Origin of the sequence: Kitasatospora sp. NPDC005856 (assembly GCF_040629945.1) — a bacterium.
In the GTDB taxonomy this organism is placed as follows: domain Bacteria; phylum Actinomycetota; class Actinomycetes; order Streptomycetales; family Streptomycetaceae; genus Kitasatospora.
The window spans coordinates 23,680-42,795 of the sequence record NZ_JBEXWT010000044.1; the positions used below are offsets into that span (position 1 = coordinate 23,680).

A 19,116-nucleotide genomic window follows, 5' to 3' on the forward strand; every position below is an offset into this window, starting at 1 on the left:
ATGCAGCGGGCCGTTGGTGCGGGCCGGTCGGCGCAGGGCGGGCAGCGGCCCGGAGGTCCGGGGCCGGTCGGCTCAGACCAGGCGCAGGCCGCCCGGGTGCTCCTCCTCGATGATCCGGACCAGCCAGTCGAAGACCGTCGGCCCCCGGCCCGCCCGGGCGGCGTCCAGCTCGGCGGTGATGCGCGCGCGGTTGGTGGGGTGGGCGTGGGCCAGCCGCAGCTCCAGCCGGCGGACCGTCTCCGGGTAGCCGAGACTGCGGCGGGAGGCCTCGTGGTGGCGCCACTCGATGACCCACTCGCCGTCCTCGGGCGTGCCGTAGCCGCCGCGCAGGCAGTCGGCGAAGGCGTCGAGGTTGCGGCCGAAGTAGCCGTCCACGCCGATGGTCCGCCCGACCGCGTCCCAGAAGTCGTCCAGGGTCCTGATCTCGTTGCCGTCGATCACATAGGTCACCGTCACGGGGTCGAGGATATGCGGCGCCGATGGCGGGTCAGGGTGCGCCGGGGGACAACGGGGAGGATGCCGGGGAGGGCGGGGGGACGTCACGGGGACGTCAGGGGGAGACGGCTATCGCGGTCGCGAGCAGCCCGTCCCGGACCGCCCAGCGGCCGTCGAAGCCGTCGAGCCGGCGGCCGTTGACCACCGGGCCCGGGACCAGCAGCCGGGCGGTGAAGGTGCCGTCGGGGGAGAGGTCCAGCTCGGCCTCCTCGAAGTCCAGGAACAGCTGGGTCAGCGGGAACCACGCCTTGTAGACCGACTCCTTGGCGCTGAACAGGATGCGGTCCCACGGGACGTCAGGGTGCTCGGCCGCCAGCTCGGCGAGCCGCCGGCGCTCGACCGGCAGCGCGACGGCCTCCTGGACGCCCTCCGGCAGCGCCAGCGCGGGCTCGGCGTCGATGCCGACGGAGGCGAGGACGCCGGCCCGGGCGACGGCCGCCGCGCGGAACCCGTCGCAGTGGGTGAGGCTGCCGACCACGCCGTCCGGCCAGCTCGGTGCGCCGCGCAGGCCCGGGACGAGCGGCCGGTACGGGACGCCGAGCCGGGCCAGGGCGGTCCGGGCGCAGTGCCGGACGGTGGTGAACTCGCGGCGCCGCTTGTCCACGGCCCGGGCGACGGCCGGTTCCTCCTCGGGCTCCAGCCGGGCCTCCGGCGGGTCGTCGTAGGCCACTTCGGTCACCACGACGTCCGGCAGCAGGTCCCCGATCATCCGTTCCCCCCTCGGTCGGCTGCGCGGCCGGCTCGCCGCGCGGGACGAGGGTAACCCGGGTGGAGGGATCTTGGTGGGCGATCGGGGACCACGGCTGGGCGACCGGGGTGCTGATGGCGGCCGCCCGGGAGGGTTCGTCCACGCGGAGCGGCGTCAGGGCAGCGCGGGCGGTCGTTACTGCTGCACGAGCAGACGGGCGAAGTCCAGCCCGAGGCTGCCGAGGACGGGCAGCGCGCCGAGGTCGGTCACGCCGGCGACCGGGATGCTGTAGCCCTGGTTCACCTCGCGGGGGGCCGCGCCGGCGGCGACGGGCGCGGTGGCCGGGAGCAGGACGGTGCCGAGCAGCAGGGCGACGAGCGAGGTGCGCATCTGAGGGGGCCTCCGGAGGGTGCGGGTGACGGCCTGTCAACACCCTCCGTGGTGGGGCGGTCACGCATCTTCGCCCCTTCGGCCGCATTGGTAAAGATGCTTGCCTTGTGTTCATGCCAACATCGCGAAGGTCTGGACCACCTTGCGGGCGGCCGCATACCTTTCCTCTGCGGGGGCGGACATTCGGTCGGCGAACTGTCGTGCGAATGTGCCGGGTTACGAGTGTCATGCTCATGATCTGCACCGCACCTGCACCGCTCATGACCTGCACCTCAACCGGAGGGAACGAACCATGCGCGCCATCGGCAAGAACCTCAGGATCCTCGCGGGCGCCCCGCTCGCCGCAGCCGCCCTCATCGCCCTCACGGCTGGCTCCGCCAGTGCCGCGATACCGATCAACAAGCCCATGACCGGCAAGGCCACCTACTACAACGACGCCGGCTACGGCGCCTGCGGCACCCAGATCAACGCCGCCACCCAGATGCTGGTCGCCGTCTCGCACACCTGGTGGACCACGGCCAACCCCAACAACGACCCGGTCTGCAAGGGCATTTCGGTCAAGGTCACCTACCAGGGCAAGACCATCACCGTCCCGGTGAAGGACCAGTGCCCCTCCTGTGACTCCACCCACATCGACCTCAGCCAGCCCGCCTTCGCCAAGCTCGCCCCGCTGGACAAGGGCGTCATCTCCGGGCTGAGCTGGCAGTTCGTCAAGACCGGGCTCAAGGGCGAGACCGTCGAGCTCTCCGCCCCGATCACCGGCTCCACGATCGGCTGAGCCCGCCCCTGACGGCAGCACCCGCCCCCGCCTGGTCGCGGGGGCGGGCAGCGGGGCCCTCGGGGGCCCGGTGGTCGGTCGGTTGCACCACCAGCACCGGTCGGCCCGGCTCCCGCAGTCCCACGGCATGACCACGCTCGAGTGCCCCAGGGGTCCAGGCCGGTACCGGCCGTTCGGGATCACGCCCGACCGGCTCCGGGCATCGCGTCCGCCTCCCCGAGCGGCGGCGCCATCGCCAGCAGCAGCTGGACGGCCGGCGGCGCCGTCCGCGGATCGTGGGCCAGCCCCAGCGTGACGGTCGGCACCGGGGCGGTGAGCCGGCGCAGGCAGACGCCGGGAATCCGGAACACCCGGGCCCGGCCCTCCGGGATCGGCGCGATGCCGTACCCCGCCGCCACCGCCAGCAGCAGCTGCTCGTCGTCCGGCTCCTCCCGCACGATCCGCGGCGACCGGCCCGGCCACAGCTGCCCGGTGATCAGCGCGTGCATGCCGGGCCCGTTCTCCCGCGGCCACAGCACCACCGGCTCGTCCGCGATCCGGTGTCGGCCGATCCGGGCCCGGGTGCGGGCCAGTGGATGGCCGGAGGGCACGGCGAGCAGCAGCTCCTCCTCCGCGATGACCCGGCAGTCCAGCCCGGGAACGTCCAACGGCGGCCGGACGAACGCCGCGTCCAGCCGCCCGGCGAGCAGCTCGGCCACGTTGTGCGAGGTCCAGCCGGTCTGCAGGGCGACGTCCAGCCGGGGGTAGCGGTTGCGGAACTCCGTCACCAGGGCGTCGCAGGCCCCGCCCCGGGCCGAGCGGGTGTACGCCACCCGCAGCCGCCCCTCCCGCCCCTGGACCACCGCCGCGAGCCGCTCCTCGGCCGCCGCCACCTCCCGCAGCACCCGCCGCGCCTCCTCGGCGACGGCCCGCCCGACCGGGGTCAGCGCACAGCCCCTGCTGGTCCGCTCCACCAGCCGCGCGCCGAGCTGCCGCTCCAGCGCCTTGACCTGCTGGCTCAGCGCGGGCTGCGCCACGTGCAGCCGGCGGGCCGCCCGGGTGAAGTTCAACTCCTCGGCCAGCACGGCGAAGTACCGCATGCGGCGCAGATCCATCCGCAGATCCATCCGGCGATGATAAGCGCGGCTTATCGCCCGGGGACAGAACCGGTCTTGGACGGGCTCCGACGCGACCGGCTTTCCTGGAGACGGCCGCCGACACCCGGTGGGCAACCCTTCGAGGGAGGAGTTCACGATGGACGTCGTCGTGGTCGGAAGCGGGATCATCGGGCTCACCACAGCGATCCGCCTGCAGGAGAGGGGACTTCGGGTCGTCGTGGTGACGGCCGACGGCCTGCTGTCGACGACCTCGGCCGTGGCCGCCGCCGTCTGGTTCCCCGTCGCCACGGGCACCAGCGGCCAGGTGGCGGACTGGTCCGCGAGCGCCTTCGCCGAGTTCGCCCGCCAGGCCGCCGAGGGCGCCCCCGGGGTGTCGATGCGCAGCACCCGCATGCTGGCCCACCAGCCGCAGCCGGCGGGCCTGCCCTGGTGGGGCGAGGCCGTCCCCGACCTGCGCCGGCTGACGGCCGCCGAACGCGGACCGGACTGCGCGGACGGCTGGTCCTTCACGGCCCCCGCCGTCGAGATGCCGCTCTACCTGCCCTGGCTGCTCGGCCGGTTCATGGACGGCGGGGGAGAGATCGTCCACCGCCGCCTCGACACCCTCGACCAGGCCCTGGCCTGGGCACCCGTGGTGGTCAACGCCACCGGAATCGGCGCCCGGCAGCTCTGCGAGGACCGGACCGTCCACCCGGTGCGCGGCCAGCTCGTCCTGGTCTCCAACCCCGGCCTGCCCTCCTCGACCCGCATCCAGGACGACCCGGCCGGCTACGCCTACATCCACCCCCGCAGCGCCGACGTCGTCCTCGGCGGCACCTTCGAGCCGGGCGACTGGAACACCGTCCCCGACCCGGCCACCGCCGAGGCCATCCTCGCCCGCTGCACGGCCCACATCCCGCAGCTGCGCGACGCCCGCGTCCTCGGCCACACCGTCGGCCTGCGCCCCGCCCGCCACGGCGGCCCCCGCCTCGAAGCCGACCCGGACGGCCGGATCGTCCACAACTACGGCCACGGCGGCGCCGGCGTCACCCTCAGCTGGGGCTGCGCCGACGCCGCGGCCGCCCTGGTGGGGTGACCGGGGCCGCGGTGCCGATGGGTTGCCGGCTGTCCGCTGCACGTATCGGGGCACCCCGGCGGAACGTTTTCGCTACGGTTGCGGGCTGGGATCGTCCTGCTCCCGTCCCCGCTGCCCAATTCCGTTCCTTCGGAGGAACCTTGGCCTCGATCACGCTCGACGCGGAGCGCCGCGTCCGCGCCGACACCGGGCGCGTCCGGGTCGCCGCCGTGGACGTGCTGCGCTCGCTCGGCTTCCAGATCACCTCGGAGATGGCCACCGTGGTGGAGGCCCGGCGCGGCTCCGCCGTCCGCTCGGCGATGCTCCTGCCCGACCAGGTGCCGTTGGCGGCCCGCCTCCACTTCGCTCCGGTCGAGGACGAACGCACCGCGGTCTCCCTGCACTTGACGGACCGGGCGATCTCGGTGATCGCGCTGGGTGTCCAGGACCCGTACGTGGCCGCCTTCCGGTCCGCGCTGCTCGCCCTCGACCAGGCCCTCACCGGCCTCGACCCGACGGCGGCCGGGGCGGGCTTCCCCCCGCCCCGGTGGTGGACCCGCGCGCCTCGGGCCGACGGCCTGGCCCGGCACCACGAGACCGGCCAGCGCTTCGTCGGCGGCGTCGCCGCCCGCGTCAGCGAGCGGCTGTCCGGCGGGCGCCGCTCCACCGGCCCGTCGCTGTGGGAGGGCATCGAGCGCATCGTGTTCCGCTCCCCGGCCGGCTACCTGACGATGGACATGGCCACCGCCCGCAGCCTGCTGGCGATCCCGGTGATGATCGGCAGTCGGCCGCAGGGCGTGCCGGACCACCTGGCCGCCGACGTCGCGCGCGTGGCAGCCGTGGTGGAGGGCGGCCTCAGCGGGGGAGGGCTGGGCTCCGTGGAGGTGGCGGTCACCGAGGCGGACCGCCCGGCCTTCGAGTTCCTGCACCGCCAGTTCGGCATCCGCTCGCGCCTGCCCGTCCGCACGCTCTGCACCTGCCGGGACTGTCGGCAGACCAAGGTGGTGAACCTGGACCTCAAGCGGCTGCGGCAGCGCAGGACCAGACTCAAGACGATCGCTTCCGTCGTCCAGACGACCTACGAGAACGACGGTGACCCCAACCCCTTCCTGATCTTCGGGTCGATCTTCCAACAGTCCAGGATCGATCCCGACTTCGTCTGCGAACGCTGCGAGAGCACCGTCGCCGACGAGCAGCCGGTGACCTTCTGCCCGAGCTGCGGCGACATGCGCACGGAGTCCGTCCTGGACACCTGCTCCGAGTGCGGGCACGATTTCCAGGCCCTCGCCGCGGACCTCCCCGCCTGGGGCGCCGCACCCCCGCCCCCGCTCGCCCCGCCGGTCCCGCCCACCCCGCCGGTCCCGCCCACCCCGCCGACCCCGCCGCCGCCCGTCGCGCCCCCGATGCCCGCCGCGCCGCCCCACCCGAGCTGCGGCATCTGCGGCGGCGCCTACCCCGTGCTCTGGTCCGTCCGGGTCCTCGACGGCCACCAGCCCAGGTCGCTCACCGTCTGCGCCACCACCTCGCGCTGCTCCCCGCCCTCCGTCGCCCCACCGGTCCGGATCCGCACCTGAGGCACCCGCGGACGAGGCCCGCCGCCGCGCTTGCGCAGCGGCGGGCCCGCAGGGCCGCAGGCGGTCACGCGCCCATGTCGAGCACCACGGGCACAACGGGCACCACGGGGCGGGCCGTGCGGGCGGCTTACTGTTCTGGGGTCCGCAGACGGGTCGAGAGTGGGGATTCCGAGGGTGTCCGAGGCCAGGAAGCCGGTGCTGTACGTGGTGGTGTGTGCGGCGGGGGTCGCGGGCGGGGTCGGGGAGCTGATCTCCGCCGCGCAGGCGCAGGGCTGGAACGTGGGGGTGGTGGCGACGCCGAACGCCATGGCGCTCATCGACGCCGACGCGATCGTCGCGCAGACCGGGTACCCGATCCGCTCGGCCTGGCGCAGGCCGGGGGAGCCCCGGCCACTGCCGGACCCGGACGCGATCGTGGTGTCCCCCGCCACCTTCAACACGATCAACAAGTGGGCCCTGGGCATCTCGGACACCCTCGCCCTCGGCATCCTCTGCGAGTCGTACGGCTGGGGGATCCCGGTCGCCGTGCAGCCCTGCCTGAGCGCGGCACAGGCGGCGCACCCGGCGTACGAGGAGAGCCTGGCGAAGCTGCGACGGATGGGGGTGCGGATCGCGGACTTCGTACCGGGCTCGTACAGCTGGACGTGGGCCCTGGAACTGCTGCGGGACTGACAGGGTGGCTGATCGGCCCAGGTGATCCTTGCAGTGTGCGGGGTGGCCCGGGCCGGACCTCCGGAGGTAGCGTCCGGGCAGGTCGGCGAGGGTGTGGAGGTTTCCGATGGCGGCGGTCAACGGCGAGGTGTCGTTCTGGTACGCGGCGGACGGGGTGCCCGGGCCGGGGCCGGCCCTCCCCGGGGACGCGGACGTGGACGTGTGCGTCGTCGGCGGCGGTTACACGGGGCTCTGGACCGCCTACTACCTGAAGAAGGCCGACCCCTCCCTGCGGATCGCCGTCCTGGAACGGCGCTTCTGCGGCTACGGCGCCTCCGGGCGCAACGGCGGCTGGCTGTACAACGGCTTCGCGGGCCGTGGCGCGTTCGCCAGGACGTACGGGCAGGGGCGTGCGGCGGCCATGCAGCGGGTGATGGACGAGGCCGTCGGGGAAGTCGTCGGCATCGCGGAGAAGGAGGGGATCGAGGCGGACATCGTCCGCGGCGGAGTCCTCGAAGTCGCGCGCAGCAAGCCGCAGTTGGACCGTCTGCGGGCCCACGTCGAGAGCGAGCGGGCCTACGGCGAGGGCCGCGTCGAGCTGCTCGGCGCACAGGAGACGAGGGAGCGGATCGACGTCGCCGGCACCCTCGGCGGCTGCTGGACGGCGTACGGCGCCCGCATCCAGCCCGCCAGGCTCGCCCGCGGACTCGCGCGCACCGTGCGCGAGTCGGGCGTCGAGGTGTACGAGGGGACGGCGGTCACCGCGATCCTGCCCGGCTCCCGCTACCGCAAGCCCCGTGCCGTCACCCCGTACGGCACCGTCACCGCCGACCATGTGCTGCGCGCCACCGAGGGGTTCACCGCCGGGCTGCGCGGCGAGAAGCGCACCTGGCTGCCGATGAACTCCGCGATGATCGCCACCGAGCCGCTGCCCGCCGAGTTCTGGGCGGAGGTCGGCTGGGAGGGCCGCGAGGTGCTGGGCGACTTCGCGCACGCCTACATGTACGCGCAGCGCACCGCCGACGACCGGATCGCGCTCGGTGGGCGGGGCGTGCCGTACCGGTTCGGCTCGCGGACGGACTCGGACGGCGGCACCCAGGTGGAGACCGTCCGCCAGCTCCGCCGGATCCTCGACCGGTTCTTCCCGGCCGCCGCGCACGCCCGGATCGACCACGCCTGGGCGGGCGTGCTCGGCGTCCCCCGGGACTGGTGCGCCACCGTGGAGCTGGACCGGCTGAGCGGGCTCGGCTGGGCGGGCGGGTACGTCGGCAGCGGGGTGACCACCACCAACCTGGCCGGCCGCACCCTGCGGGACCTGGTGCTGGGCCGGGACACCGAGCTGACCCGGCTGCCCTGGGTGGGGCACACCGTGCGGCGCTGGGAGCCGGAGCCGCTGCGCTGGCTGGGCGTGCACGCGATGTACGCCGCGTACCACGCCGCCGACCGGCAGGAGGAGGCAGGGCGGGCGACCACCTCGCCGATCGCCCGGGTCGCGGACGTCGTCGCCGGGCGCTGAGCCTCCGGGCGGCGCGGAGTCTCCGAGCGCCGAACCACCGTGGAGCGAACGCCGAACACGCGCCGAGCGAACGCTGAACCACGGCCAAGCGCATGCCGAACGGCGCGGAGCGAGCGCCGAACGCGCACGGGTGGCGCCAGGTTGACGGCGCGGCGGCGTGCCGACCCGGTGGCGACGGCCGCCGGCGCGGACGTCCCGCCAGGATGTGCGGATGACAGTCAACGAGGCGCAACCGCCGCCGCCGTCGTCGTCCTCGCACGAGCCACGGAGCCGTCGCGTCGATCGTCCGTTCGGACGTGCCGCCGAGCGGAGTCGGCCCGTAGCACCGACGGTGAAGGCGTGCTGAGGAGAACCTTGCCGGCCCTCGCGGTCGCCCTGCTGCTCTGCGCGCCCGGGAGCGGCGCGTGGGCCAGGTCGCCGGGCTGGCGGGTGGCGGTCGTCGACCAGGCCTCGCGCAGCGTGCTGGTGTTGCAGAGCGCCGAGGAGCTGATGGCCTACCGCGGGCCGGCCCGGCTGCCGGTGGTCTGGGGCTGGAGTGCGGACCGGGCACCGGAGTTGGCGGATCTGACGCCCGCGCGCAGCTGGACCAACCCGGACGAGGCCAAGTCCCGTGTCCGGCACGGGCGGCGCTATCTGCTGACGACCGCCTCCGGCGGGCTGGCGGCCGTCGTGGAGACCACCACCGGTCGCGTCCACTGGGCGGCGGACCTGGGGGCGGGCGCCAACCCGCACAGCATCGAGCTGCTGCCGGACGGCAATGTCGCCGTGGCGGCGAGCGCGGGCGGCTGGGTGCGGCTGTACGCGGCCTCACAGGGCCCGCGGGCCGCGGCGTACGCGGAGTTCCCGCTGCCGGGCGCGCACGGAGTGCACTGGGACGGGCGGAGCGGACTGCTCTGGGTGCTCGGCGACACGGCGCTGACCGCGCTGAGGGTCGGCGGGAGCCCGGCCGCGCCCGTCCTCACCGCGGTGCGCAGCAGCCCGTTGCCGGGGCGCGGCGGGCACGACCTGGCGGGCGTCCTGGCGGCGCCCGGGCAGTTCTGGGTGACCACGCTGGCCGGTCTGTGGCGCTTCGACCCGGCCACCGACCGCTTCTCCGCCGTGCACCTGGCCGATCCGGCCGGTGAGCGGGACCTCAAGAGCGTCGGCGACGAGCCCGGCACCGGCCGACTGCTCACGGTGGCGCCCGAGCACACCGGGCCGTGCGACTGGTGCACCTCGGTGATCACCCTGCACCGGCCGGAGGGGGCGCGGTCGCTGCGCGGCACGCATCTGTACAAGGCGAGGTGGTGGAGTGGCTGGTAGCAGACTTCGGCCCCCGGGGCGGCGATCTCGGGGCGCGCGTCGGAGATACCACCCGAAATGCGGACGGCATTCGGCTGATGGGGCATATTGTGTACACCGACAAACTACTCCGATGGAGGTCAGTTTTCCGTCGCGGTCCGCAAACCATCCGTCGACCCCGGTCGGCTGGGATAGCGTCGTGGGGTCGGGGGGTCGACACCGATCCGGTGCATTCGAACGCTAGCTACTGGGCCGTAATGGCCGAATGACTCATGGAGAAAAACATGCGGAATTTCCCTGCGGAAAACCGGCCGGATGCAGTGGACGACCTTCAGCTCGCGATGGAATCACTGGCCGCCTTCCCGTCCCGGAACGCCGGAAGCGGGACGGATGTGACCGAGCGGCTCGCGGCCGTGCACGACCTGTGCCGCGCGGTCGACGCGGTGCTGGACAGTCTGGTCGTGCAGGCCGCGGCGGAGGCGGCCGAAGAGGGTTGGACCGCGGCCCGGATGGCGGCCGAACACTCCGGCTACTACGCCAGGTTGCAGCGCGCGCTGCTCCCCGCCGGTGCCGGGATGACTCGGCAGTGAGCGCGGTGCAGCCGGGCGTGCACGTGCTGTCCTGCCCCACCCGGTGGAGCGACGTCGACGAGAACGGCCACATCAACAACGCCCGTCTGGTCGGCTACATCCAGGAGGGGATTTACGATCTGTTCTGTCACCACGAGACCGCGGTGAGGGAGTCGCTGTTCTCCTCCGGGTTCATTATCGCGAGGCACGAGATCGACTACCTGGAACAGTTGCACCACCGGCCCGAACCGTTGTCGGTGCGGCTCACCGTGGAACGGATCGGGCGGAGTTCGGCGCAGGTCGAGGTGAATGTCTGCCGGGCCCGGATCACTTTTATGCGGGCGCGGACCGTGGTGGTCGCGCGGGACCGCGAATCCGGCCGGTCGCGGGCGCTGAGCCCGGCCGAGCGGATCTTTCTCTCGGCGTTCATGCCCGATGCGGCCCGCGCCCAGGCGGTGCTCGCGGCCACGACGGTGACCGCGGCGACCAGGGTGACGGCCGCGACGACGGTGACGACCCCGGCGGCCGTGGCTGCCGCCACGGCGGCTGCGGTGGCCGCGCCGGCCCCGGCACAGCGCGTACCGGTCGGCTCGGCCGCCGGTTCGCTGGTGCCGCCCCGGCGGCCGCGCAGGCGGTGCCACGCCTCGGCGCGGTGAACCCCCGCCGCGGGCCGGTGGCGTGATCGACCCCGGCGCCGGTCCGCCCGGTCCGTCCGGTCCGCCCGGTTCTGCCTGGTCCGGCCGCGCAGGCTCCCGGCACCCAGGCGTTCCCGGTCGCCCGATGTCCCTGGGGACGGTCCCGCGGTCCCGTGGCGGACGGCCGGTTCCGAGGGCGCCCGGGCGAGTTACGCTGAGCAGCACGGGCACCGGTACGTCCGACGGCGGTCACAGGCTGCGATTTCCCTCCTGTCCCGGGGCGAGCGGGCCGCCGCAGGCCCGGCCGGAGCCCGCCGACCGGAAGGAGGATGCGATGACCATCTCCTGGGAGGACTTCCTCGCCCGCGTCGTGGAGCGCGGCGAGTACCAGGGCGAGGCCGAGGCGGATCACGCCTCGAGGGTCGTGCTGGCCCTGCTCGGTGAGCACCTGGTGGGGTCCGAGCGGGCGGAACTCGCCGCCGCGCTGCCCCTCACCTACGCCTCGCTGCTGCGCGACGCCGGGCCGGCCTCCGAGCCGCTGACCGCCGAGCGCTTCGTGGAGGCCGTGGTGGGGTGGATCGACGGGGCGACCCCGGCGACGGCGCAGTGGGACATCGGTGCCGTGCTCAGCACCGTCGCCGATCTGGTCCCCGGGGAGCTGCTGGACCGGGTGATCGAGCAACTCCCGGACGGCTACGACCTGCTGTTCGGTCACCCGGCGTCGGCCTGAGTCCGTCCGGGTGCCGTCGGGCCTCCGCTACCCCGTGGTGGCCCGGAACAGCGCCGTGCCCGGGCCGGTCAGCTCGACCGGCCCGGCGCCCGGGCGAAGATAGGCCGACGCGCCCGCCGGAAGCGGGAGTTCGGCGCCGCTGGGTGCGCGCAGCAGGGCCTGCCCGTGGACGCAGAGCAGGATCTGCGGGGTGGGGAGGTCGACCCGGGCGGCCGCCGTGTCGGGGCGCAGCCGGGAGAGCCTGAACTCCTCGGCGGGTGAGGGGTATCGCTCCTCGACGCCGTCGCCGCGCGGGGCCGGCGCGAGTACCTCGGGCTCGCCGGGGCGGAAGGACGTGACCGCCAGCAGGCCGTCCACGTCGACGTGCTTGGGGGTGAGCCCGCAGCGCAGCACGTTGTCCGAGTTGGCCATCAACTCCACGCCCACGCCCCGCAGGTAGGCGTGCGGCACCCCGGCATCCAGGTACAGGGCCTGCCCGGCCGTGAGCCGTACGTGGTTGAGCAGCAGCGCGGCGAGCAGTCCCCGGTCGCCGGGGTACTCCTCGGCGAGGCGGGCGTACGCGGCGCAGCTCGCGCCGTACGGTCCGCCGGTGGCCGCCGTGCGGCGCAGGGCCTCGGTGACGGTGGTGAGTTCGGCGCCGGAGGCGTTCAGCCCGGAGCGCAGCAGCTCGGGCAGTACGGCCTCGGCGGGCCGGGTGCGCAGGGCGGTGGCCCAGGGGGAGAGCACGCCGAGTGCGTCCAGCAGCCGGGCGGTGGCGGCGGTCGGCCGGAAGCCGCAGAGGGCCTCGAAGTCACCGAGCGCGCACAGGAGTTCCGGCTTGTGCCCGGGATCCTTGAACACCCGCTCCGGCGCGTCCAGCGGGATGCCCCGGGTCTGCTCCGCCGCGTACCCGGCCTCGGCCTGGGCGCGGGTGGGGTGGACCTGGAGGGAGAGCGCCCGGTCGGCGGCCAGCACCTTGAACAGGAACGGCAGCGCCGGGCCGAACCGCCGTGCGGTGTCCGGTCCGAGCAGGCCGTCCGGGTCCGCCTCGATCAGTTCGTTCAGCGGCCGCGGGCCGAGGCCGTCGCCGGCGCCGGCGTCGCGGCCGGCACCGGCGTCGTCGCCCGCACCGGCGTCGTCGCCGGACAGCAGGGACGGCGCCGACGGGTGGGCGCCCAGCCAGAGTTCGGCCTGCGGGCCGCCGTCGGGCGCGGTGCCGGTGAGCGCCGGGATGGCGGTGGGCGAGCCCCACGCGTAGCGGCGGACGGGGTTCCGCAGGAGGGCGAAGGGGGGTGGTTCGGTCGGCGGCATGCGGGCGGCTCCGTGGAGGCTCAGCGGCAGAGCGCGGCCGCGCCGATCAGCCCGGCGTCGGTGCCGAGTTCGGCGCGGCGCACGTCCAGGCCGCGGACGTACGAGAGGGTGGCGTAGCGGTCCAGGTGGCGGGCGAGCGGGGCGAACAGCACGTCCCCGGCCTCGGCCACGCCGCCACCGACGACGACCCGGGAGAGGTCCACCAGGGCGGCCGTGGCGGCGATCCCGGCAGCCAGCGCCTGGGCGGCGCGGTCGAAGGAGGCGAGCGCGAGCGGGTCGCCCGCGGCGGCGGAGGCGGCGACGGCGCGGGCCGTGCGGTCGCCGTCCACCGGCCGCCAGCCCTCGGTGAGCGCCCGCCGGGCGATCGCGGTGCCGCTGGCGAGGCCCTCCAGGCAGCCGCGCGAGCCGCACGGGCAGGGCTCGCCGTCCAGGTCGACGGTGATGTGGCCGAGGTGGCCGGCGTTGCCGCTGGGGCCGGGGCGCACCGCGCCGTCCAGCACCAGGCCGGCGCCGACGCCGGTCGACACCACCAGGCAGAGCGCGTTGTCGGCGCCCCGGGCCGCGCCCTGCCAGTGCTCGGCGGCGGCCATCGCCACGCCGTCCCCGGCGAGCTGGACGGGCAGCGCGCGCGCCGCCACCGCCGGGTGGGCGGCGACCTCGGCGACCAGCGGGAAGCCGCGCCAGCCGGGGATGTTGACGGGGCTGACGGTGCCGTCGGCGAGGTCGACCGGGCCGGCGCTGCCGACCCCGACGGCCGTCACGGCGGCCCAGTCGGCCGTCCCGGCGAGCTGTTCCAGCACCCGGTGCACCACGGCGAGCACGGCCGCGCCCGGTTCGGCGGCCGGGGTGGGCAGCTGGAGCCGGTGCCGCAGCCGTCCGTCGGCGTCGACCAGCGCCCCGGCGATCTTGGTGCCGCCGATGTCGAGGGCGGCGAACAGCGGGGTGACGGGCACGGTGGGCTCCAGAGCGGTCGGGGCGGGCGGCGCCCCGGCCGTGGGGCCGAGGCGCCGAACAGCGTAGAGGCTAGGCCGCGGCCCGCAGGCGGAGGGTGACCAGTTCGAACGGGCGCAGCGCGAGGCGCACCGCGCCGTCCTCGACCGCCACCTCGCCGCGGGTGCCGTCCCAGGGCCGCTCCAGCAGGTCGCAGGGGACGGCGTCGGCCAGCGGGAAGGAGGTGGTCAGCCGGCCCCGGGCGCGGCCGCCGCCGGCCTCGTAGACCCGTACGATCAGGTCCCCGCTGCGGTCGTCGGCGAGCTTGACGGCGCTCACCACCAGGGCGTCGTCGTCCAGCTCCACCAGTGGCGCGACCTGCTCGGCGCTGCCGGTGACCCGCCGCTCGGGCAGGCCGATCCGGTAGCCCTCGCGGACGGCGTCGCCGATCGCGGCGCCGGGCACCAGGGCGTGGCGGAAGCGGTGCGGGCCCTGGTCGGTCTTCGGGTCGGGGAAGCGCGGCGCGCGCAGCAGCGAGAAGCGGACCGTGGTGGTGGTGCCGCCGTCGGTGTCGCGGACGGTCCGGGTGACGTCGTGGCCGTAGGTGGAGGCGGTGACCAGGGCGACGCCCCAGCCGGGCTCGTCGAGGTGGACGAAGCGGTGGTTGCAGGCCTCGAACTTGGCGGCGTCCCAACTGGTGTTGGTGTGGGTGGGCCGGTGGAGGTGGCCGAACTGGGTCTCGGCGGCGTAGCGCTCGGTGTGGATGTCGAGAGGGAACGCGGCCTTGAGGAACTTCTCGGTCTCGTGCCAGTCGATCTCGGTGTCGATGTCCAGGCGCTGCTCGCCGGCCGGCAGGGTGAGGGTCTGGACGACGGTGGAGGAGCCGAAGGAGCGGGTGATCCGCACCGAGGCCGCGGCGGGGGACGAGGCGGCGGTGAGCGAGTCGACGCCGGTCAGGTCGGTGACGGTGTTGCGGTAGAACTGGTCCACGTCCCAGGCGTCCCACATGTTGGGGAAGTCGGGGTGCAGCTGGAGCAGGTTGGCCCGGCTGCCGGGGGCGACGGTCTCCCGGCCGGTCGCGGTCTCGACCGCCGAGGCGATCAGGCCGTCCGCGTCCACGACGACCTCCAGCAGGCCGTTGCGCAGCGTGAAGCCACCCTCGGGGCGCTCGACGGCCTCGCAGGCGCCGCCCGGGACGGCGACGGCGGCGGCCCCGCCGGCCGGCACGGCGGAACGCGCGTGCGGCGCCGCGTTGAACACCAGCTCGCGCCCGCCTTCGGCCGCCCCGGCCAGCGCCTGCTGGGCCGCGCCGATCAGCCCCTCCAGTTCTCCGGCCAGCGCCGCGTACGTGGCCTCCGCCTCGCGGTGCACCCAGGCGATGGACGAGCCGGGCAGGATGTCGTGGAACTGGTGCAGCAGCACGGTCTTCCAGATCCGGTCCAGCTGCTCGTACGGGTACTCCGCTCCGGTGCGCAACGTGGCGGTGGCGCACCAGAGTTCGGCCTCGCGCAGCAGGTTCTCGCTGCGCCGGTTGCCCTGCTTGGTCTTCGCCTGGCTGGTCAGGGTGGCGCGGTGCAGTTCCAGGTAGAGCTCGCCGACCCAGACCGGCGGGTTCGGGTACTCGGCCTCGGCCTTGGCGAAGAACTCGGCGGGGTTCTCCCAGCGGACGGTGGCCGAGCCTTCCAGGTCCTTCATCCGGGCGGCCTTGGCGACCATCTCGCGCGTGGTGCCGCCGCCGCCGTCGCCCCAACCGGTCGGGGCGAGCGAGTGCCGGGCCACCCCTTTGTCCTTGAAGTTCCGTGCCGCGTGGGCGATTTCGCTGCCCTTCATGGAGCAGTTGTAGGTGTCCACGGGCGGGAAGTGGGTGAAGATCCGGGTCCCGTCGATGCCCTCCCAGAGGAAGGTGTGGTGCGGGAACCGGTTCACCTGGCTCCACGAGATCTTCTGGGTGAGCAGCCACTTGGAGCCCGCGTTGCGGATGATCTGCGGCAGGCCGCCGGTGAAGCCGAAGGTGTCCGGCAGCCAGGCCTCGTGGTTCTCCACCCCGAACTCGTCCAGGAAGAACCGCTTGCCGTGCACGAACTGCCGGGCCATCGCCTCGGAGCTCGGCATGTTGGTGTCGGACTCCACCCACATGCCGCCGGCCGGGACGAACCGGCCCTCGGCGACGGCCTTGCGGACCTTCGCGTACACCTCGGGGCGGTGTTCCTTGATCCAGGCGAACTGCTGGGCCTGGGACATGGTGTAGCGGAACTCCGGCTCGTCCTCCAGCAGCGCCGTCATGTTGGCGGTGGTGCGGGCCACCTTGCGGACGGTCTCGCGCAGCGGCCAGAGCCAGGCCGAGTCGATGTGTGCGTGGCCGATCGCGCTGATCCGGTGCGCGGAGGGTACGGCGGGCGCGGCCAGCACCCCTTCGAGCTGCGAACGGGCGGCCGCCGCCGTGGCGTTGACGTCCTGGAGGTCGACGGTGTCGAGAGCCCGCTCGACCGCGCGCAGGATGTCCCAGCGGCGGGCGCCCTCCACCGGCAGCTCGGCCATCAGTTCGCCGAGCACCTCCAGGTCCATCACCAGCTGCCAGACCGTCTCGTCGAAGACGGCCAGGTCCATCCGGGCCAGCTTGTACTGCGGTCGGTCGCCGGCCGTCTCCCGGTCGCCCAACTCGGTGGGCAGGAAGGGGTGGTAGTCCAGGATGACCGGGTTGGAGGCGGCCTCGACGTGCAGCAGCACCTGCTCGCCGCCGACCGCCGGGGCGGCGATCCGCACCCACTGGTTCTGCGGGTTGAGGCCCTTCACCGGGGAGCCGTCCGGGCGGTAGACCAGGCCCTCGCACTGGAAGCCGGGCATGTTGGAGTCGAAGCCGAGGTCGATCAGCGCCTCGACGGTGCGCCCGGCCCAGGCCTCGGGGACGGTGCCGGTCACGGTGATCCAGCTGGTGCCCCAGGGCGCGCCCCAGGCGTCGCCCACCGCGATCGGGGTGCGCGGGGCGGCCAGGCCCTCGGCGACCGGGACGGGCTCGCCGGGCGCCGTCCAGATGCCGACCTCCAGCGGGACGGACTCGGGGTACACGGCCGGGCGGATGCGCTCGTCCAGGACGCGCTTGAGGCGGGACTCGACCAGGGTGCGGTCATCGTGCATGTCGGCGGGCTCCGTTGCGTGGCTGAGGGAAACGGATGGGCTAGAGAGAACGTACGTCGGAGGGGTGGACCACCTCGGTGATGCCGCGCGCGGCGAGGTGGGCGTGGTCCTCGGCGCGCTCGGCGAGGACCGCGGTCGGGCGGGCGCCCGCCTCGGAGAGGCGCATGAACGCCTCGTACGCCGAGCCGCCGGGGCCGCAGACCGAGCGGCGGGGCGAGGTGACCTCGTCGCCGGTGGCGACCACCACGGCGGTGCTGCGCGGCTTCGGCGGCCGCCAGGACCGGCGGGCCTCGGCGGCGGCCTCGGCGAGCCGGGCACCGGCCGGCTTGACCTCCCGGTCGGTGGTCAACAGGCCGAGGCCGTATTCCAGTTCGGGGAAGTCGGCGAGCGAGCGGTCCACGTCGTGCGAGCACCACCAGGTGACGCCCCACAGGTCCGGGCAGTCCAGCACGGCGTCCACGGTGGCGCCGGTGAAGCGCGCCGCGTCCTCGGCCGTGATGTGCGGGGCGGGCGCGCCGACCTCCTGCAGCCAGACCGGGCGGGCCGGGTCGTCCGCCCAGGCCTTGGACAGTTCGACCAGGTAGGCGGCGTGCTGGCTGGTGGCGGTGGAGCGCGCGCCGTAGCGCTGGGCGGTGCCGTTGAACACCCAGGAGTGCACGGCGGTCGCGGCGCCGATCCGGGCCGAGTGCCAGGGCGTGAACGGGTGTTCGTCCAGGTACCAGGCCGCGTCGTACGAGGCGTGCAGGTGCAGCCGGCCGGGGGCGCCCTGCTCGCAGGCGTCGAGCATCCGGCGCAGCCAGGCCTCCGCCTCGGCGGGGGTGGCCCGGTCCGGGTCGGGGTGCGGGGCGCCGGAGAACTGGTTGATCTCGTTGCCGAGCGTCATCCCGAGGAAGTTGGGCCGCTCGCGCAGTGCCCCGGCGAGGGTGCGCAGGTAGGCGGCCTGGCCGTCGAGCACCTCGGGGTCGGTGAAGAGGTTGCGCCGGTGCCAGGTCCGGGTCCAGGACGGGAGGAAGTCGAAGCTGGACAGGTGGCCCTGCAGCCCGTCCACCGCGACGTCCAGTCCGCGCTCGCCGGCCGCGTCCACCAGGGCCGCCAGCTGCTCGACGGCGCGCGGGCGGATCAGTGTGCGGTTGGGCTGGAAGACCGGCCAGAGCGGGAAGACCCGGACGTGGTCCAGGCCGAGGGCGGCGATGGAGTCGAGGTCGGCGCGCACGGCGTCGAGGTCGAAGTCGAGCCAGTGGTGGAACCAGCCGGCGCTGGGGGTGTAGTTGACGCCGAAGCGGGGAGTGGTGGCCATCGGAGCGATTCCTCAACGGGTTCGGGGCGTACGGACGGTGGGCCATGTCCCTGGGGCGGGCTAACCCTTGACGGCTCCCTCCTCGACGCCCTTGAAGAAGAAGCGCTGGCAGAGGCCGAACACCACGACGATCGGCAGGAAGGCGATCATGGTGCCGGCCGCGATCAGCCGGGGGTTGGCGGAGAAGGTGCCGTTGAGGTACTGGAGGCCGACGGTGAGGGTGTACTTCTGCGGGTCGTTGAGCACGATCAGCGGCCAGAGGAAGTCGTCCCACGCGCCGATGAAGGTGAAGATCACGATCACGCTGAGCATCCCGCGCACGTTCGGCAGGCCGACGTGCCACAGCCGCTGCCAGACGTTGGCGCCGTCCACCAGTGCGGCCTGGTCGAGTTCGGCCGGGACGGCGGCGAAGGCGGTGCGCATCAGCAGCACGTTGAGCATCGCGATCGAGCCGGGCAGCGCCACCCCGGCCAGGCTGTCGGCCAGGCCGAGGCCGCGCACCAGCACGTACTGGGAGACGATGGTGACCTCGCCGGGCAGGATCAGGGTGGCGAGGAAGAGGCCGAGGACGAGCCTCGCCCCGCGGAAGCGCAGCCGGGCGAGCGCGTAGCCGGCCAGTGTGCAGCCGACCACGTTGCCGGTGATGCAGACCACGGCGACGATCACCGAGTTGAGTGCGTAGGTCCACACCGGGATGACCTCGGCGACCTTGCCGTAGTTGCCCAGGGTGGGCTGGTCGGGCAGGAAGCTCGGGGTGCGGGTGTAGACGTCCTCGGCGGGGCCCTTGAGGGAGGTGGACAGCTGCCACAGGAAGGGGCCGATGACCAGCAGCAGGACCAGCACCAGGAGCAGGTAGCGGGCGGCGACCTGGGCGGTGGAGGGGGTGTTGAAGCCCCTGGCGGGCCCGGTGGGCGTGGCGGGCCCGGTGCGCCGGGTGGTCCTGGTGCGTCGGGTGGGCCGGTTCGGCCCCGGCGTGTCGGTGTTCTCGGTGCGGACGGTGGTCATG

Annotated in this window: 18 protein-coding genes; 9 read left to right on the top strand and 9 right to left on the bottom strand. The window is 74.2% G+C overall.

Annotated elements, in window-relative coordinates; genetic code table 11:
• Nucleotides 1-72: 72 nt before the first annotated feature.
• The 3 genes from ABZ449_RS24885 to ABZ449_RS24895 all read right to left on the bottom strand — a co-directional run bounded on the left by ABZ449_RS24885 (nucleotide 73) and on the right by ABZ449_RS24895 (nucleotide 1,573).
• Nucleotides 73-456: a barstar family protein gene (locus ABZ449_RS24885; RefSeq protein ID WP_360349759.1), complete on the bottom strand. Its 384-nt coding sequence runs from the start codon at nucleotides 454-456 to the stop codon at nucleotides 73-75.
• A 94-nt stretch (nucleotides 457-550) separates the two neighbouring features.
• A complete protein-coding gene (locus ABZ449_RS24890; RefSeq protein WP_360349761.1) occupies nucleotides 551-1,204 on the bottom strand; it encodes a 4'-phosphopantetheinyl transferase superfamily protein in 654 nt (217 codons plus the stop codon).
• Nucleotides 1,205-1,378: 174 nt separating this feature from the next.
• The gene (locus tag ABZ449_RS24895) at nucleotides 1,379-1,573 is read right to left on the bottom strand and encodes a hypothetical protein (RefSeq protein ID WP_360349764.1); all 195 of its coding nucleotides are present in this window, start codon (nucleotides 1,571-1,573) and stop codon (nucleotides 1,379-1,381) included.
• A 292-nt stretch (nucleotides 1,574-1,865) separates the two neighbouring features.
• On the opposite strand from ABZ449_RS24895, the gene ABZ449_RS24900 reads away from it, so the two are divergent.
• Nucleotides 1,866-2,351 carry a cysteine/serine endopeptidase inhibitor gene (locus tag ABZ449_RS24900; protein ID WP_360349767.1) on the top strand — a complete coding sequence of 162 codons (486 nt, stop codon included), beginning with the start codon at nucleotides 1,866-1,868 and terminating at the stop codon, nucleotides 2,349-2,351.
• A 179-nt stretch (nucleotides 2,352-2,530) separates the two neighbouring features.
• Here the strand turns inward: ABZ449_RS24900 and ABZ449_RS24905 are convergent, their stop codons facing one another.
• Nucleotides 2,531-3,457: a LysR substrate-binding domain-containing protein gene (locus ABZ449_RS24905; RefSeq protein WP_360349770.1), complete on the bottom strand. Its 927-nt coding sequence runs from the start codon at nucleotides 3,455-3,457 to the stop codon at nucleotides 2,531-2,533.
• Between the two features lie 127 nt (nucleotides 3,458-3,584).
• Here ABZ449_RS24905 and ABZ449_RS24910 point away from each other — a divergent pair, with 127 nt between their 5' ends.
• From ABZ449_RS24910 to ABZ449_RS24945, 8 genes are all read left to right on the top strand, one after another.
• Nucleotides 3,585-4,523, top strand: coding sequence for an FAD-dependent oxidoreductase (locus tag ABZ449_RS24910; protein ID WP_360349773.1), 939 nt, complete (start codon nucleotides 3,585-3,587; stop codon nucleotides 4,521-4,523).
• Nucleotides 4,524-4,663: 140 nt separating this feature from the next.
• Nucleotides 4,664-6,076, top strand: coding sequence for a hypothetical protein (locus ABZ449_RS24915; RefSeq protein ID WP_360349776.1), 1,413 nt, complete (start codon nucleotides 4,664-4,666; stop codon nucleotides 6,074-6,076).
• Nucleotides 6,077-6,250: 174 nt separating this feature from the next.
• Nucleotides 6,251-6,748 carry a flavoprotein gene (locus ABZ449_RS24920; protein ID WP_360349779.1) on the top strand — a complete coding sequence of 166 codons (498 nt, stop codon included), beginning with the start codon at nucleotides 6,251-6,253 and terminating at the stop codon, nucleotides 6,746-6,748.
• Between the two features lie 106 nt (nucleotides 6,749-6,854).
• The gene (locus ABZ449_RS24925) at nucleotides 6,855-8,243 is read left to right on the top strand and encodes an FAD-dependent oxidoreductase (protein ID WP_360349781.1); all 1,389 of its coding nucleotides are present in this window, start codon (nucleotides 6,855-6,857) and stop codon (nucleotides 8,241-8,243) included.
• 354 nt (nucleotides 8,244-8,597) lie between these two features.
• Nucleotides 8,598-9,545 (top strand): DUF6528 family protein, encoded by a 948-nt coding sequence (locus ABZ449_RS24930; RefSeq protein WP_360349784.1) that lies wholly within the window; start codon nucleotides 8,598-8,600, stop codon nucleotides 9,543-9,545.
• A 251-nt stretch (nucleotides 9,546-9,796) separates the two neighbouring features.
• A complete protein-coding gene (locus ABZ449_RS24935; RefSeq protein ID WP_360349787.1) occupies nucleotides 9,797-10,114 on the top strand; it encodes a hypothetical protein in 318 nt (105 codons plus the stop codon).
• Nucleotides 10,111-10,749 carry a thioesterase family protein gene (locus ABZ449_RS24940; RefSeq protein ID WP_360349790.1) on the top strand — a complete coding sequence of 213 codons (639 nt, stop codon included), beginning with the start codon at nucleotides 10,111-10,113 and terminating at the stop codon, nucleotides 10,747-10,749. The genes ABZ449_RS24935 and ABZ449_RS24940 overlap by 4 nt, the downstream gene beginning before the upstream one ends.
• 313 nt (nucleotides 10,750-11,062) lie before the next feature.
• Entirely contained in the window at nucleotides 11,063-11,458 is a 396-nt protein-coding gene (locus tag ABZ449_RS24945; RefSeq protein ID WP_360349793.1) for a DUF2267 domain-containing protein, read from the top strand.
• Between the two features lie 27 nt (nucleotides 11,459-11,485).
• Here ABZ449_RS24945 and manA read toward each other — a convergent pair whose 3' ends face one another.
• From manA to ABZ449_RS24970, 5 genes are all read right to left on the bottom strand, one after another.
• Complete coding sequence (gene manA, locus ABZ449_RS24950; RefSeq protein WP_360349796.1) at nucleotides 11,486-12,748, bottom strand: mannose-6-phosphate isomerase, class I; 1,263 nt, start codon at nucleotides 12,746-12,748, stop codon at nucleotides 11,486-11,488.
• A 20-nt stretch (nucleotides 12,749-12,768) separates the two neighbouring features.
• Nucleotides 12,769-13,701, bottom strand: coding sequence for an ROK family protein (locus tag ABZ449_RS24955; protein WP_360349799.1), 933 nt, complete (start codon nucleotides 13,699-13,701; stop codon nucleotides 12,769-12,771).
• A 70-nt stretch (nucleotides 13,702-13,771) separates the two neighbouring features.
• On the bottom strand, nucleotides 13,772-16,813 hold the full coding sequence (locus ABZ449_RS24960; protein ID WP_360349802.1) for a glycoside hydrolase family 38 C-terminal domain-containing protein: 3,042 nt from the start codon (nucleotides 16,811-16,813) through the stop codon (nucleotides 13,772-13,774).
• A 40-nt stretch (nucleotides 16,814-16,853) separates the two neighbouring features.
• Nucleotides 16,854-18,110: a glycosyl hydrolase gene (locus ABZ449_RS24965; protein ID WP_360349805.1), complete on the bottom strand. Its 1,257-nt coding sequence runs from the start codon at nucleotides 18,108-18,110 to the stop codon at nucleotides 16,854-16,856.
• A gap of 60 nt (nucleotides 18,111-18,170) precedes the next feature.
• The gene (locus tag ABZ449_RS24970) at nucleotides 18,171-19,115 is read right to left on the bottom strand and encodes a carbohydrate ABC transporter permease (protein ID WP_360349808.1); all 945 of its coding nucleotides are present in this window, start codon (nucleotides 19,113-19,115) and stop codon (nucleotides 18,171-18,173) included.
• Between the last annotated feature and the right edge of the window lies 1 nt (nucleotide 19,116).